Origin of the sequence: Sediminicola sp. YIK13 (assembly GCF_001430825.1) — a bacterium.
Lineage (GTDB): Bacteria > Bacteroidota > Bacteroidia > Flavobacteriales > Flavobacteriaceae > Sediminicola.
In genome coordinates, this window is record NZ_CP010535.1 from 154,464 (window position 1) to 168,900 (window position 14,437).

Below are 14,437 nucleotides of genomic sequence, written 5' to 3' on the forward strand. Positions count from 1 at the left end.
ATTTTTTTTTACTTATTAAAACTACTTTCAATAGCGGTTACCTTCGCATCGCCCCATAGACCTTCTATGTCATAATATTCTCTGGTTTGCGTCTGGAAGACATGCACCACAACATTTACGTAGTCCATTAAGACCCACTCCGAATTATCGGAACCTTCAACGTGCCAAGGCTTATCTTTTAAGCCCTTACTTACAGTTTTTTGGATTGAGTTGACGATTGCATTTACATGCGTATTGGAAGTACCATCACAGATAATAAAGTAATCACATACAGTGTTCTCAATTTCTCTAAGATCGAGTATATTTATATGGTTTCCTTTTACTTCTTCTATTCCGAATAAAATTGAAGTGATTAATTCATCTTGACTAACTTTACTATTCTGCATTCAAAAATTTTATATTTTACAAAGTTATTGTTTTTTTGTTTTTTTAGCTATTGTTTTTAACATAAGATTGTGCAAGAAAACAACTACTTACCTATGCAGATAATCAAACTTAATGCCACGGAATCTACAAATGCCTACTTAAAGGAGTTATTGGCAGAGGTTGCATTGAAAGATTTTACGGTTGTAGTGGCCAGTGAACAATCTAAAGGAAGAGGGCAGATGGGTACCTTATGGGAATCGGAACCTGGTAAAAACCTGACTTTTAGTGTATTGAAGAGGTTTGATAATTTTTTGGTATCCAATCAATTTATGATCAATGTGTTGGTTTCCATGGCGCTATATGAGCATTTAAAGAAGCTTCATATACCCGATCTATGTGTTAAATGGCCAAACGACATTCTGTCAGGTCACCATAAGATAGCGGGGATCCTAATTGAAAATATCCTTTCTGGCGATAAAATTCAGTCGTCCGTCATAGGGATTGGACTGAATGTGAACCAAATCCACTTCAATAATCTTCCAAATGTTTCTTCCTTAAAACTGATTTCAGGTAAAAATTTGGACTTGGAGGAGCTTTTAACGTCTCTTTTGGAAACAATGGGGGAGCTGTTTGAGATCTTAAAGTCCAAAAGTCCCGCAAAAGAAAAGGCACTCCTTGAAAAATACAAAAGTGTGCTCTTTAGAAAAGATAAGCCTTCAACGTTCAGAAATGAGAATGACCAATTATTTATGGGTTTCATTACCGATGTATCATCGGAAGGGAAACTCATCATTACCTTGGAAGATGGTATAAAAAAAGAATTCGGTCTAAAGGAAATTAAATTGTTGTACTAGATTTTGTGAAGGTTTTCGGATAAGGTTCCCATAAAATTGGTAATAGGGGTTTTTATCATCATGGCCATCATGGCGTTAAATTCGCCTTCGAAACTTAGTACAACGTCGCTTTCATTTTCATCTAGGGATACGATGTCTGCCGTTAGTGTAAAGGGTAATTTATCGCTGGCAGCGCCTAAAACAACCTTGTTATATGGGTTTTTGTCCTTTAGTTTTAGAACAATTTCTGGCATTCCCTTTAAGGCGAATAAAAATTTATCTTCACCCAAAACTTCAAATTTACTAATGTTTTCAGGCATTAATTTTTCAAAATTTTTGATGTCAAGCAAAAAATCATAGACTTCCTTATCGCTTTTTGCTATCGTTTTTTTCGGAGTTTCAATATGCATAATAAAGTTATTTATTCCATTCCGCAGGATTGTTTTTCCATGCAAGAAGTGTGTTCAATTGAGCTTCTTTGATATAATTGGTCTCAGAAGCCTGTTTTATCAGATGGTCATAATCACTCAAGGTGTGCAATTCCACATCTTTCTCTTTAAAGTTGTCCACAGCAACGGAAAAACCATAGGTGAATATGGCGATCATTCCTTTAACATTTGCGCCACTTTCTTTAAGTGCATCTACCGCATTAAGACTACTTTTTCCTGTGCTTATTAAATCTTCGATGACCACAACAGTCTGATTCGCTTCCAAATAACCCTCAATTTGGTTTTGTCTTCCGTGAGATTTAGGCTCTGGACGCACATAGACAAAAGGAAGGCCCAAAGTTTCGGCAACCAGCATACCAATACCAATGGCTCCGGTAGCTACCCCAGCAATCACATCTGGCTTTCCATAAAGGTTTTCTACTTGCTTGGCCATCTCATCGCGAACATAATTTCGTATGGTAGGATAGGATAAGATTATTCTATTGTCACAATAGATTGGAGATTTCCAACCCGAAGCCCATGTAAATGGATTTTCAGGTGTCAACTTTATTGCATTAATTTGCAACAAAAGCTCTGCTGTTTTATTTGCGGTGTCTTTATTTAAAACCATGACGCAAATGTATAAAGTTTTTGTTAATGAGTCCGTTCTTATTTTAACAAATAAACTCTCGGAAACAGACAACAGCAAATATTTTTTGTTGAATGGTAAATCTATCAATGCAGCCATTGCTGCGTTGGCAAAGAATAAAATTACCGAGGCTTATATCTATCATCCCAATCACGAAGAAATTCTTAAAAAGTTTACCAAAAAGATTCCTTTGGTGGTAGCGGCAGGCGGAGTTGTGACCAATAAGGAAGGGAAGGTTCTTTTTATTTACAGGAATGACAAATGGGATTTACCCAAAGGAAAAGTAGATAAGGGAGAGACCCTGCCAGATGCCGCAATAAGAGAGGTAGAGGAGGAAACCGGGGTACGCGGATTGAAAATTGAGAACTTTCTTAGGACTACCTATCACATATTCAAAAGAAACGGTACTTATAAATTAAAAGAGGTGCATTGGTACGCCATGCGAACGGCATATAGAGGTCCGTTAGTGGGTCAGGCCGATGAAGGGATTGTGAAAGTAAAATGGAAAGGACCTAAAAAAATTAAAAAGGCACTTCAGAATTCTTATACCAACATCAAAATTCTCTTCGAGGATTAATTATTATTGTGATGCCAGGCCGCTATCTTTCAGTATGCGGTAAACCGGATACTGCATATGTGCAGACTCATAGTATTCAGAATGTACAAAAAGCCAGTCTAACTGGGCATACCAGTTTTGGGCAAAATCTGGCTCCATTTCCTTCTTGAGCTGAAATTCCAAATTCAAAGAGTTGTTTTCCTGTAACATTTCAAGTGCTATATCTTCAAACACATAGGGAGAAAATCCCTCTTTCCTGCTTAGTATAGTATCAAAGAAATTCCAGTTGAAAAATGAGTCAGGTGCCTCTGGTTCCAGTGTTTCCAGGAGATACCTCATTCCTGGTTGGTTGGTGGGCACCAAATAATCGCCTTGCAAAAATCTTATGGTATCCGATTTTTTGGAAATTTTAGTTCCGTAGTGTGGGTAGTGGCCTTCATAGGGCCGGTCATAGGTGCTGTAGGCTTCAATTTTGTACGATTCTACCAAAAAAGTGGAGTCCTGTTGAAGTGTTTTGTAGCTAATTTGGTTTTTTGCAAGGAGGTCTACTACTTTTGACCATCCTTTCTTAATGATATATGCCTTGGGTACTTCTACGATCACTGAAGGCTTAAAGTTATCGCTGTAGGCTACCTTTTTCGTGAAAGGTCTTTTTCTATCGTATTTTAGGCGAGGGAGTCCGGTGACTTCACTGATCAGGGTGTCCGCTTCAAAACCCTTAAAATTTAAGGTAGACACTTTTGTGCTGTCCACTTCCCATTGTAATGGATAGTAGTCCATTTCCAATTGTTCGGAAAAGGCATGCTCCCTTAACTCCTTAATTTTCTTTGTATCCGTATCCGCTATTTCTATCATCTTGACCATCAAATGGTACGTTCCCTCCACTCTTTTCTTGTAGGGTTTTAACATATGTGTCTCTACCATCATCCCAAGGGTGTTCCATAAAGTTGTATAACCTGTGGAATATCTGGGGGAGTCCATAAATTGGGAAAAACCTTTTTCGGGCACTGTATTAAATACATTTACATAAGGGGTGATGTTCCAATTGGAGGCAGCTAAGGATTCCTCCAATTTGGGCCTCAATTCCTGGTTTAGGTACGTGCCCAGGTCTCCACCAAGCTTGTTGTGCTGCGTAAATAGATGCGTAAGGGTGTATTGGTAGTCAGCGCCATTGCTTACATGGTTGTCAATAAAAATATCCGGTTTTACCAAATGAAAAATATCGGCAAAAGTTTTTGCGTTTTTAGTATCGGATTTAATGAAGTCTCTATTGAGGTCATAATTTTGGGCATTTCCCCTAAAGCCATAGGATTCAGGTCCGTTTTGATTGGCACGGGTGGTAGAGTTCCTATTTAATGCGCCATCAATGTTATATATAGGAATAGTTGTGATCACCGTGTTTTTTGGAGGCGTAATTTTTTCGACCGCCAAATCTCTGAAAAGGGCCATGGTAGCATCTATCCCGTCACTTTCACCAGGGTGAATGCCGTTGTTGATCAAGACAATGGTTTTGTCCTTACCGATTTTGGAAAAATTGAAATCCCCGTCTAAGTTAAAGGTCACAATATGTAAAGGGTTGCCACTATCGGTCTCACCAATAGTCTGTATGTTGATCGCGGGAAATCCCTTGGCCAATTGGATGTAGAATTCAATGACCTCATTATAGGTAGCGGTCTGATTGCCATTTGAATTTTCAAATGGGGTTGGATATTCAGCTATTTTATCTTCTATTTTTTTTTCACAGGAAAGTAGCAGGAACAGAATAGAAAAGATTAAAAAATATCTCATTTACTTAAAGGTATTGGCTGGACATTATTGGTAATGTCTTTTCAAAATTAAGCAAATTTAAAGTTCAAAGGCTAAGCAGCATTTGTTATTTCTTCAATTTCGTTTCTCCTTATGGGCTTGGTCTTATATTCTATCGTGTGGTGGGTTCTAGATTTGAAGGTTTCCGATTTTCGTTTGTCGCAAGGGTCTATGGAAGAGGTGACAATATTTATATATACTTTTTTATCTAATTTTAGAGTGATAAATTCTTCCAAGAACTCCCAACCGTCCATTATGGGCATATTGATATCCAAGAAAATGATACTTGGTACCTCATTATTTTCTTCAATCATTTTCCGAATACCTTCCAGTGCAAGCCTTCCATTGCCATAGGTGAAAATATTTTCGCAATTAACAACCGTTCCCAGCATTTTTTTTATGCCAAAAACGACGATCGGATCGTCATCTATAATACAAACAGAATTAATCTTTTTCATGAAAGTGTATATTAAATGTGGTGCCTTTCCCAACCTCACTAGTTGTAATAATTTTTCCGTTCATAGCCTCAATCTGGTTCTTTGTAATGTAAAGTCCAATTCCCCTGGCGTCTGTATTATTGTGGAATGTTTTATACATGCCAAATAATTTGCTGCCGTATTTTTTTAGGTCGATACCTAAGCCGTTATCAGCTATACTCAAGACGGTGTAACCTTGACTTCTTTTTATGCTCAAGGTTATTACTGGATCCCTATTGGGATCTTTGTATTTAACTGCATTGGTCATAAAATTCATCAAAATACTATCCAAATAGGCTGGAATGGCTTTGATGTGTACATCCTCGGGGATGTTATTTATGATTTTGGCGTTGTTGTTTCTTAGAAATGCCAAAAGATTTTGTTGCACCGCTTTGATTTTTGAATTCAAATGGATAGGATGCTTGCCTAAATTGACATTGGTGTTAATAGCGACCACCTCGTTTAAATTATCTAGGGTTTCCAATAAATTGTCCGATGCATCGGTCAACATATTAACTATTTTTAATTTTTCATCTTCATTTTTCTCATTGATCAAAAAATCTAATAACATGGAAAAATTAGCAGTATGTGATCTTAAATTATGGGAAACGATATGGGCAAAATTGATTAGTTTTTTATTTTGTAACGAGGATACATTGATCAAATCCCTAAGTTCTTCCTCTTTTTGTTTGAGCTTGGAAATATCCAAACTAAAGCCAACCAAGGCATTGGCTTTGCCGTCTAACCCTTTAACTGGTATCTTGGAAGTTAGGAAATGGGTTGCTATACCATCTTTGGTGATATTTACCGTTTCCTTGCCAATAATTGGTTTCATGGAATTAATGACCTTTAAATCTTCGTTTCTCGATATTTGGGCAATTTTTTTATCGTATAGATCAAAATCGCTTTTTCCAAGCAATTCTTCTTGGTGCTCTACGCCCAAATATTCACATTCGGATTTATTTACAAGTATCTTTCTTGATTCAAGGTCTTTTATATAAACATTTAGGGGTAGATTGTCAATTAACGTACGTAATAAGTTTTCGCTTTCTTGAATTTTTATGTCCTTTAGAGTTTGCTCATTGACATCTTGGAATGTTCCTATTAAACTAATAAGCTTTCCTTTTTTGAAGATAGGTTTACCGGCAGCTATAACCCAAATTTCATTACCTTTTGATGTTATTAATTGAACCTTTTCATTCCAAGGTTTTCCATTTTGAATAGCGCCATCCACCACCTTACTTATTAAACTTCTACTATAACCTTCTTTGTATGAATTTATACCGAATTCTATTGTTGGAACAAAATCCAAAGGGACTTCATGAATATTCTTTACAACATCACACCAATTTAATTCTTTAGTATGTGGATTATATTCCCAGGTGCCAATTTTAGAAAGTTCTCTGGTTTCATGTAAGAGCATTTCTAATTTTTTAGCTTTTACCTCATTTTGAATATATTTGGTTATGTTTTGGGCTTGAACAATTATTCCTATTACATTTTCTTTCTCATCGAACCATGGTATGCTTGTCCATTCGAACCAATTTTTAGTAGTATTACAGTCAATATATAAATCTGTGCCCGATTGCGTTTCTTTGTCAATTAAACATTTTTCAAATATCAATTTCCATTTGGAATTAATTTCTCCAACAAGATCATGTAGAGAACTGCCAATAACTTCGTTTGGATTGAGATTAAATATTTTTATCCATTGATCCGAAGCATGTTCAATTTTATAATTATCATTAATATAAACAGTAGCCATAGGCAATTGCTTTATAAGATAATTGATAGACCTTGATTGTTTGGTATTGACCATTCTAGGGAATTTTCTTACTAAAGTAAACGGATTTTATCTCTTGGCTAAGAGTTTGTTGTGAATAGGACCAAAGTAGTGGTGTTGGCTCCATATAACAAGGTGTGGTGTCTTAAAAAGTCGATGAAATGCAGAAAAATACTACATTTTTAATCGGTAAGGTAAGTGCAAACAGCACTGTTAATTGTGAAAAACCCTTCATTTTTGACCAACGGGTAATTCTTATCTTTAAATGAATAATTAAGGTCGTTGTATTACGGATTTTGTGAATTTAAATCTGTTCTTATTTTTTGACACGAACACTTTCTGGAACCAATCCTGTATAATCCCCACCATTTCTAATAACGTCCCTTACGATAGACGAACTGATATAGGATTTGCCAGAGGAAGTGAGTAGAAAAACGGTCTCAATCTCTGATAGTTTACGATTTGTATGTGCTATAGCTTTTTCAAACTCGAAATCTCCAGGATTCCTTAGACCCCTTAAAATAAAACTGGCATTTATTTTTTTACAGAAATCTACGGTTAGACCTTCATATGTCATAACCTTAATTTTTGGCTCATCCTTAAAGGCCTCCTTGATAAAATGGGTCCTTTCTTCTAAGGTGAACATGTATTTCTTATCGGCATTGATTCCTATCGCAATAACTAATTCATCAAACAGGGTAATCCCTCTATGGATAATATCAAAATGTCCAAGGGTCAGCGGGTCAAAGGAGCCTGGAAAAATGGCACGTCTCATTACGGTTGGTTTTGCGTTGGTTAAAGTTACTTATTTTTCTTTTAAGGCTTCCTTGATGGCACTTTCAAAAAGCTGTGGTAGTTCAATGCCAGCCGCCTTGGCCTGTTGGGGTAAAATGCTTTCTTCGGTGAGACCTGGTGTTGTATTCATCTCTAACATAAAGGGTTGGTCCCCTACAAAAATGAACTCACTTCTAGAGAAGCCCTTCATTTTTAGTACTTCATAGGCGCGTTTTGCAGCTTCAGATACCATCAATTCCTGCTCCTTGGTTATTCTGGCAGGGGTTATTTCTTTAGATTTTCCTTCGTATTTGGCCTCATAATCAAAAAAGTCGTTCTCGGTGACTATTTCGGTAATGGGCAATACCTTGGTCGCTCCATTATAAGTGATGACCCCTACAGAGACTTCTGTACCATTTAAAAAACTTTCAATAATTATTTCGTCATCTTCTTTATAGGCCTTTAAAATTGCCTCAGAAAGATCTTCTTTTTGGTAGACTTTGGAGATGCCAAAGCTGCTGCCGGCTTTATTTGCCTTAACAAAACAGGGAAGACCTACTTTTTTGACAATCTCCTCTTCATTGATAGGATCTCCTAAATTTAAATAATAGGAAGTGGCAGATACAATACCATATGGTTTAAGCACACTCAAGAGATCCCTTTTGTTAAAGGTCAAGGCCGCTTGGTAATAATCACATGAAGTTTGGGGAATGCCCATCAATTTAAAATATCCCTGCATCAAACCATCTTCCCCTGGGGTGCCATGGATGGCATTAAAGACGCAATCAAAAACTATTTTTCCATTGGGCATGTCCAAAGAAAAATCAAACCTATTTATGGGATGCTCGTTTAGTTCTGCATCAACATGAACCCATTTTTCCTTATAAATATGGACAGGAAAGACATTGTATTTCTCCTTATCCAAATATTTAAGTACTACCCCTCCACTTTTTAGTGAAATCTTATATTCGCTGGAATACCCGCCCATGATGATGGCAATGTTCTTTTTCATCTGTAAATACTAGGTTGTATAATATGGATAGGTGTATTTATAAAGGTTGCCATATACCTAAACCATCAAAACAAATATCATTTTTTTAAAGTAAAGAAAAAAGCTTTGTGTTTCATATATTTGTTCGGATTATTAAAAGAGGTATGATGAATTTTTTCCGTTTTTTGGGAAGTAAGGTTTTTTTGAAACAATTGGCACTGGCAGCAGTGGTTTTGGTGCTATTGGTTTTTGGAATTATGCAATGGTTAAAAAGCTCAACCAATCACGGTGAATTTATTACCGTGCCCGATCTTTCAAAATTATCGGTTTCGGACATGAGGGATGTTATAGAGCAAAACAACCTGAGGTATGAGGTGTTGGATTCCGCAAATTACAATCCCGATTATCCGAGATTTTCGGTGATTGAGCAGAACCCACCAGCTGGCAACAAGGTGAAAGCCAACAGGAAAATTTATATTACTGTAAACCCATCGGGGTATAACAAAGTAACTGTCCCGGACATTATACAGAATTCTATCCGTAATGCCACTTCAAAATTAAGAGCAGTAGGCCTGGACGTACAACGTATTACCTACATTGAGGAAATGGGCAAGGATATGGTTTACGAGATTAGGTTTAAAGGAAAATATATAAAACCTGGGGATCAATTACCCAAGACTTCAAAAATTGAACTTGTCTGTGGAAGGGGAGAAATAACAGAAAGGGCTGTCATTAAAGATGAATCAGAAGAATAACATATGGAAGAGGTAAATGGGCCGGAATTGAATGAAGAGGAGTTATTTGAACATTTCAAATTTGTAGCCGGAAAGGGGCAAGAGCCACTTAGGGTTGACAAATTTTTGATGAATTTTATTGAAAACGCCACAAGGAACAAAATTCAACAAGCAGCCAAAGAAGGAAATATTTGGGTGAATGATTCCATAGTTAAGTCGAACTATAAGGTGAAGGCAGGAGATGAGGTTCGTGTGATGTTTGAGCATCCTCCCTATGAGTTTCTTCTTACTCCAGAGGACATTCCTTTAAATATAGTTTATGAGGACGATGTGCTGTTGGTGGTAAACAAAACTCCTGGGATGGTTGTGCATCCTGGTCACGGCAATTATTCTGGCACCTTGATCAATGCACTTTTGCACCACATAGATTCGCTCCCCTTAAATAGTGATGAAAGGCCAGGGCTTGTTCATAGAATCGATAAAGATACTTCTGGATTATTAGTGGTAGCCAAAACAGAAGCGGCCATGACGCATTTGGCAAAACAATTCCATGATAAAACCTCGGAAAGGGAATATATAGCCATCGTCTGGGGCAACGTGGAGGATGAAAGTGGCACCATTGAAGGACATATTGCCAGAAATCCTAAGAACCGTCTCCAAATGGAGGTTTTTCCTGAGGGGGATCAAGGCAAGGAAGCGGTTACGCACTATAAAGTATTGGAACGTTTGGGCTATGTTACCGTTGTTTCCTGTAAGTTGGAAACAGGAAGGACCCATCAGATCCGGGTGCATATGAAGTATATAGGCCATACCTTGTTTAATGATGAACGCTACGGGGGAGAAAAAATATTAAAGGGAACTACCTTTACCAAATACAAGCAATTTGTGGACAATGCCTTCAAGATCTTGCCAAGGCAGGCCCTTCATGCAAAAACCTTAGGTTTTGTCCATCCTGTTACTGGAGAATTTATGCGTTTCGATTCGGAGATTCCTGAGGATATGGCCAATTGTATTGATAAATGGCGACAGTATGCCAAGCACAGTCTGGAAGAATAAGATTCATCGATAGAAGTATTGAAAAGTCCTTTTGAAAGGCAATTTTATCAATGCTGGAAGGTGTTATTTTTACAGGACGAATAGAAATATAAATTTTAGTAAAGAATGAAAATTGTACTATCGCCCGCAAAATCGCTCGATTTTGAAAGTGAATTGCCCACAGATAAATTTACACAACCCGTCTTTTTAAAGGAAGCTGAGGCACTCAATGCGGTATTGGCCAAAAAAAAGCCAAAAGCGCTGTCAAAATTGATGGATATCTCTGATAATTTGGCAGAATTAAATTGGGAAAGGAACCAGAATTTTAAAGTGCCATTCACCAAGGAAAATGCCAGACCTGCTATTTATGCATTTAGTGGGGATGTTTATCAGGGTTTGGATGCCTACACCATTCCGGAACAACAACTACAGAATTTACAGAATAAGGTAAGGATATTATCAGGGCAGTACGGTATTCTAAAACCTCTGGATCTGATGCAGCCCTATCGATTGGAAATGGGGACCCAGCTGAAGATTGGGAGAAAGAAAAATCTGTATGAATATTGGAAAAAGCAACTAACCGCCCACCTAAACGAAGAATTGGGGGATGAGGAGTTGTTTGTAAATTTGGCCAGTAACGAGTATTTCAGTGTCATTGATAAAAAGTCTCTTAAAGTGCCCATCATTACGCCAGTTTTTAAAGATTGGAAAAACGATAAGCTCAAGGTAATCAGTTTTTTTGCCAAAAAGGCAAGGGGCTCCATGGTACGTTACATTTTGGATTCCAATGCCGAGACTTTAGAGGATATTAGGGCATTTGATGTAGATGGTTATTCCTACAGTGAGCAGTTCACCGAAAATGTGCAAGAACCTGTCTTCGTGCGATAATATATCCCATCAATAAACGTTTATTATTTGAGACTAATTTTAAAAGATCAGATGATGGGCAAAGTAATTTCAGCAGTATTACTTCTTGTATTGATTTGTTTTGGATGCACGGATAGGGATGACTCCGTTATCCTGGCAAATATCAGGGTAAGAAACGTCAGTGCTATTAATTTCGACTCCGTACAGGTCGGGGCAGAAGATAAGATTCATGAAAATGTGGCCCCTAATGGGTTTTCAGAATATTTGGAATACGAGACAGCCTATTCTTACGATTATATAAAAATCACCTCGGGGGAAGAGGGCGTATTTATCCTTCAGCCGATCGACTTTGTTGGGGAGAATCCATTGCCACCAGGCTTTTATACTTATGAGCTCAATGTCTTGGAGACCGGGGAAGTGCAACTGCAATTTGTGGTGGACTAAGTCTACTTCTTTTTTTCGATTTTAATTTTTTCCTCTACTGTTGGCCTTTTTTTGATCTTTCGTTTTCTTCTGGCCCCGTAGGAATTATTTGAAATTTTACCTCTTTTGGATTTGATATCACCTTTGCCCATAATTCTATTTTTTTGTTTCTTAAAATTAAAGAATTCGTAGGTCAAGGTCAAGCCCATGCCGTTATTTTTTTGACACAGATACCTCAGGATACAATTTCAATATTTGGTAGGTCCAAACTATTTTTCAATCTTCCTTGTGTAGTTGAACAGGATTCTCTTATTTGAACCCATGAAACCATTTTTGCACACACATCCTTATGAACCCTTCTTGTTTGAAGGGGCCACAAAACTGATAGTGGGCACGTTGCCCCCGCCTAGATTTACTACGGGAGAACTTAAGGAAGGGGATGTTGATTTTTCCTATGGTAGCAGAGATGGGCAGTTATGGCCAATTTTAGATCGGATATTTAATTTAAACTTGGAATATGAGACCACCTTTCATGCAATCGCACAACGACAGCATTTTTTAAGAAAACGGGGTATTGGAATATGTGATATTGTTGCCAGTTCTGAGCGTTTAAAAATTGATGCCTCCGATTTGGGAATGCAACAAATACAGCTTAGAAATGTCATAGGGTATCTTCACGAATATCCAAAGGTCCATACCCTTCTATTTACAGGAGGAAACAGTAAAAATGGCCCTGAATATTTCTTTAGAAAGCATTTAAATGAATTTGGACTTCGATTGAAATTGATTTCAAATGAAGTGCCGCGAATTCATGAGTTTAAACTGCCCTCACCAGGGAAAAATATAGAAGTGGAACGAACCATAAGAACGGTGTCCCTAACGGCTCCTTCTGGAGCTGCCAATAGAGCTGTGGGTAGTTTGCCCAAGTACAAAGAATTGAAAAGGAAAGACCCGAAATTCAATACGATTGATTTTCGGGTCTTACAGTATAGCCAATTTTTTTAATGGTTATAAGGTGCTATATGTTGATGGCAAAAACTTCCTTAACTATTTTTTGTTCTGTTGATCTTTTATAGTTTGCTCGTCAATATCAAATTTGTTGGTCTCAACATTTGTATTTCCAGTTGGATTGGTAGGATTTTTTTGTTCTGTTTTTCTTTTTAATCTTTTATCGTCTATAATTCCCATTTCTTTTTTTGTTTTAAGGTTCATAGTCAATATACTATTACTTATAGAGAAGCCCAGTTAATACATCTATAAACTTTTGTTAGGAAATGTTAAAGGATCAGCGGTTAACCTTCAATCTTCCATGGGTTTTAATCCTTCTAATAGGGTAGGAATGAGTTCGCTTACCGTAGGGTGTATTTGAACAGAATCGCGAATAACGGTATACGGTTGTTTTGCGGTCATGATGTTCAATATCCCGCTTACGACCTCATCACCTCCAACCCCTAGTATGGAGGCTCCCATTATTTGCATGGTCTCAGCGTCCACAACAACACGCATAAAGCCATCTGTTTCCCCTTTTTCTTTTGCTCTGGCTATTTTGCTCATTTCCCTTTTGCCCACCAACAATTTTTTACCGGTTTTTTTGGCTTGGGACAGGGTCATGCCGGCACGGCCTAGAGGCGGATCTACAAACAGCCCGTAGGTCAGGATTCTATCAGAAACCTTACGGTTCCCTCCCTCCAATTTATGATTGGCAATAATTTCAAAATCATTGTAGGCCGTATGGGTAAAGGCACCTTCCCCATTACAATCGCCCAGGGCATAAATACCGGGTACATTGGTTTCAAGATAATCGTTGACTTTTATAAAACCCTTTTCATCAGTTTTTATACCAGCTTTTTCCAAGTTCAGGAGGTCCGTATTGGGAACCCGGCCAATGGCCAATAATACATGTGTACCTATCACTTGTGGTTCCCCTTGGTCACAATTGACATTGACGCATATTTGCCCGTCATCCAATTTTTTAGCTCCCATACAAGTGGCATTGAGACGAAATTTCACCCCTTCATTTTCCAGGGTTTTTTGAATGGATGCGGAAATATCGTCATCCTCCCGGCTTATAATAGCACTATTTTTTTCTACAATGGTGACTTCGCAACCAAAGCGCTTGAACATTTGACCAAATTCCAATCCTATATAACTTCCTCCAACAATAACGAGATGTTCTGGAAGCTCGGTAAGCTCTAAAATACTTTGATTGTTCAAGGGCCCCACAGCCTTGTATTCTTCAGGCATTCTTGGACGGCCTCCGACATTGATGTAGATTTCTTCGGCCGTGATTTCCTCTCCATTCACTTCCATTGTCTTTTCTCCAATAAAAGAGGCAGTTCCGGCTATATGTGTTATATGTTCATTGTCTTTGATTCCCTTCTTTATGCCTTCAACAGATCCTTTTATCAGATCATCTTTCCGTTTTTTTACTTTCGCCAGATCGGTCCTGGCCCCAGCTGGAATATGGATGCCGAATTCTTCACCATTTTTTGTATCGAACATTCTACGGGCACTGGCTACATAGGCCTTGGTGGGCGTACAGCCCGTGTTTAAACATGTTCCTCCAAAATGTTCTTTTTCGATGAAGGCAACTTCCTTGCCTATCCCGGCAAGCTTAAAGGCCAATGGCGTGCCTGCCTGACCAGATCCTATGATGATAACGTCAAATTTTTTCATTTCATGGCTTTTGCAGTGTTAGTTTTAAAGCCTTGTTCAG

At 37.9% G+C, this 14,437-nt stretch carries 18 protein-coding genes; 7 read left to right on the forward strand and 11 right to left on the reverse strand.

The annotated features are described in order from the left end of the window. Window positions 1-8: 8 nt before the first annotated feature. The gene (gene rsfS / locus SB49_RS00725; protein WP_062052930.1) at window positions 9-386 is read right to left on the reverse strand and encodes a ribosome silencing factor; all 378 of its coding nucleotides are present in this window, start codon (window positions 384-386) and stop codon (window positions 9-11) included. 93 nt (window positions 387-479) lie between these two features. On the opposite strand from rsfS, the gene SB49_RS00730 reads away from it, so the two are divergent. Further along, window positions 480-1,220, forward strand: coding sequence for a biotin--[acetyl-CoA-carboxylase] ligase (locus SB49_RS00730; RefSeq protein WP_062052932.1), 741 nt, complete (start codon window positions 480-482; stop codon window positions 1,218-1,220). On the opposite strand, the gene SB49_RS00735 is transcribed toward SB49_RS00730, so the two are convergent. Then, window positions 1,217-1,609 (reverse strand): hypothetical protein, encoded by a 393-nt coding sequence (locus SB49_RS00735; RefSeq protein WP_062052935.1) that lies wholly within the window; start codon window positions 1,607-1,609, stop codon window positions 1,217-1,219. The two genes, SB49_RS00730 and SB49_RS00735, sit on opposite strands and share 4 nt — an antisense overlap. Window positions 1,610-1,616: 7 nt before the next feature. After that, a complete protein-coding gene (gene pyrE, locus SB49_RS00740) occupies window positions 1,617-2,258 on the reverse strand; it encodes an orotate phosphoribosyltransferase (RefSeq protein ID WP_062052937.1) in 642 nt (213 codons plus the stop codon). A gap of 7 nt (window positions 2,259-2,265) precedes the next feature. Between pyrE and SB49_RS00745 the strand changes: the two genes are divergently transcribed. Continuing rightward, window positions 2,266-2,853 (forward strand): NUDIX hydrolase, encoded by a 588-nt coding sequence (locus SB49_RS00745; protein WP_062058709.1) that lies wholly within the window; start codon window positions 2,266-2,268, stop codon window positions 2,851-2,853. Between the two features lie 3 nt (window positions 2,854-2,856). On the opposite strand, the gene SB49_RS00750 is transcribed toward SB49_RS00745, so the two are convergent. The 5 genes from SB49_RS00750 to SB49_RS00770 all read right to left on the reverse strand — a co-directional run bounded on the left by SB49_RS00750 (window position 2,857) and on the right by SB49_RS00770 (window position 8,683). After that, window positions 2,857-4,620, reverse strand: coding sequence for a M14 family metallopeptidase (locus tag SB49_RS00750; protein WP_062052939.1), 1,764 nt, complete (start codon window positions 4,618-4,620; stop codon window positions 2,857-2,859). A 71-nt stretch (window positions 4,621-4,691) separates the two neighbouring features. After that, entirely contained in the window at window positions 4,692-5,096 is a 405-nt protein-coding gene (locus SB49_RS00755; RefSeq protein WP_062052941.1) for a response regulator, read from the reverse strand. After that, window positions 5,083-6,933, reverse strand: coding sequence for a PAS domain-containing sensor histidine kinase (locus SB49_RS00760; RefSeq protein ID WP_062052943.1), 1,851 nt, complete (start codon window positions 6,931-6,933; stop codon window positions 5,083-5,085). The genes SB49_RS00755 and SB49_RS00760 overlap by 14 nt, the downstream gene beginning before the upstream one ends. Window positions 6,934-7,213: 280 nt before the next feature. Then, entirely contained in the window at window positions 7,214-7,672 is a 459-nt protein-coding gene (gene coaD, locus SB49_RS00765; RefSeq protein ID WP_062052945.1) for a pantetheine-phosphate adenylyltransferase, read from the reverse strand. Between the two features lie 30 nt (window positions 7,673-7,702). Beyond that, window positions 7,703-8,683: a D-alanine--D-alanine ligase gene (locus SB49_RS00770; protein WP_062052947.1), complete on the reverse strand. Its 981-nt coding sequence runs from the start codon at window positions 8,681-8,683 to the stop codon at window positions 7,703-7,705. A gap of 143 nt (window positions 8,684-8,826) precedes the next feature. Here SB49_RS00770 and SB49_RS00775 point away from each other — a divergent pair, with 143 nt between their 5' ends. The 4 genes from SB49_RS00775 (at window position 8,827) to SB49_RS00790 (ending at window position 11,742) form a co-directional block, all read left to right on the forward strand. Further along, the gene (locus SB49_RS00775) at window positions 8,827-9,417 is read left to right on the forward strand and encodes a PASTA domain-containing protein (RefSeq protein WP_062052949.1); all 591 of its coding nucleotides are present in this window, start codon (window positions 8,827-8,829) and stop codon (window positions 9,415-9,417) included. Window positions 9,418-9,420: 3 nt separating this feature from the next. Continuing rightward, complete coding sequence (locus SB49_RS00780; protein ID WP_062052950.1) at window positions 9,421-10,452, forward strand: RluA family pseudouridine synthase; 1,032 nt, start codon at window positions 9,421-9,423, stop codon at window positions 10,450-10,452. Window positions 10,453-10,557: 105 nt separating this feature from the next. Further along, complete coding sequence (yaaA, locus tag SB49_RS00785) at window positions 10,558-11,319, forward strand: peroxide stress protein YaaA (protein WP_062052952.1); 762 nt, start codon at window positions 10,558-10,560, stop codon at window positions 11,317-11,319. A 27-nt stretch (window positions 11,320-11,346) separates the two neighbouring features. Next, window positions 11,347-11,742 (forward strand): hypothetical protein, encoded by a 396-nt coding sequence (locus SB49_RS00790; RefSeq protein ID WP_145758335.1) that lies wholly within the window; start codon window positions 11,347-11,349, stop codon window positions 11,740-11,742. 2 nt (window positions 11,743-11,744) lie between these two features. Here the strand turns inward: SB49_RS00790 and SB49_RS00795 are convergent, their stop codons facing one another. After that, the gene (locus tag SB49_RS00795; protein WP_082591140.1) at window positions 11,745-11,873 is read right to left on the reverse strand and encodes a 30S ribosomal protein THX; all 129 of its coding nucleotides are present in this window, start codon (window positions 11,871-11,873) and stop codon (window positions 11,745-11,747) included. 169 nt (window positions 11,874-12,042) lie between these two features. Here SB49_RS00795 and SB49_RS00800 point away from each other — a divergent pair, with 169 nt between their 5' ends. Further along, window positions 12,043-12,726, forward strand: coding sequence for a uracil-DNA glycosylase family protein (locus SB49_RS00800; RefSeq protein ID WP_062052958.1), 684 nt, complete (start codon window positions 12,043-12,045; stop codon window positions 12,724-12,726). Window positions 12,727-12,768: 42 nt separating this feature from the next. On the opposite strand, the gene SB49_RS15995 is transcribed toward SB49_RS00800, so the two are convergent. After that, entirely contained in the window at window positions 12,769-12,933 is a 165-nt protein-coding gene (locus tag SB49_RS15995; RefSeq protein ID WP_156036434.1) for a hypothetical protein, read from the reverse strand. An 87-nt stretch (window positions 12,934-13,020) separates the two neighbouring features. Then, on the reverse strand, window positions 13,021-14,397 hold the full coding sequence (locus tag SB49_RS00805; RefSeq protein ID WP_062052960.1) for an FAD-containing oxidoreductase: 1,377 nt from the start codon (window positions 14,395-14,397) through the stop codon (window positions 13,021-13,023). Window positions 14,398-14,437 lie beyond the last annotated feature (40 nt).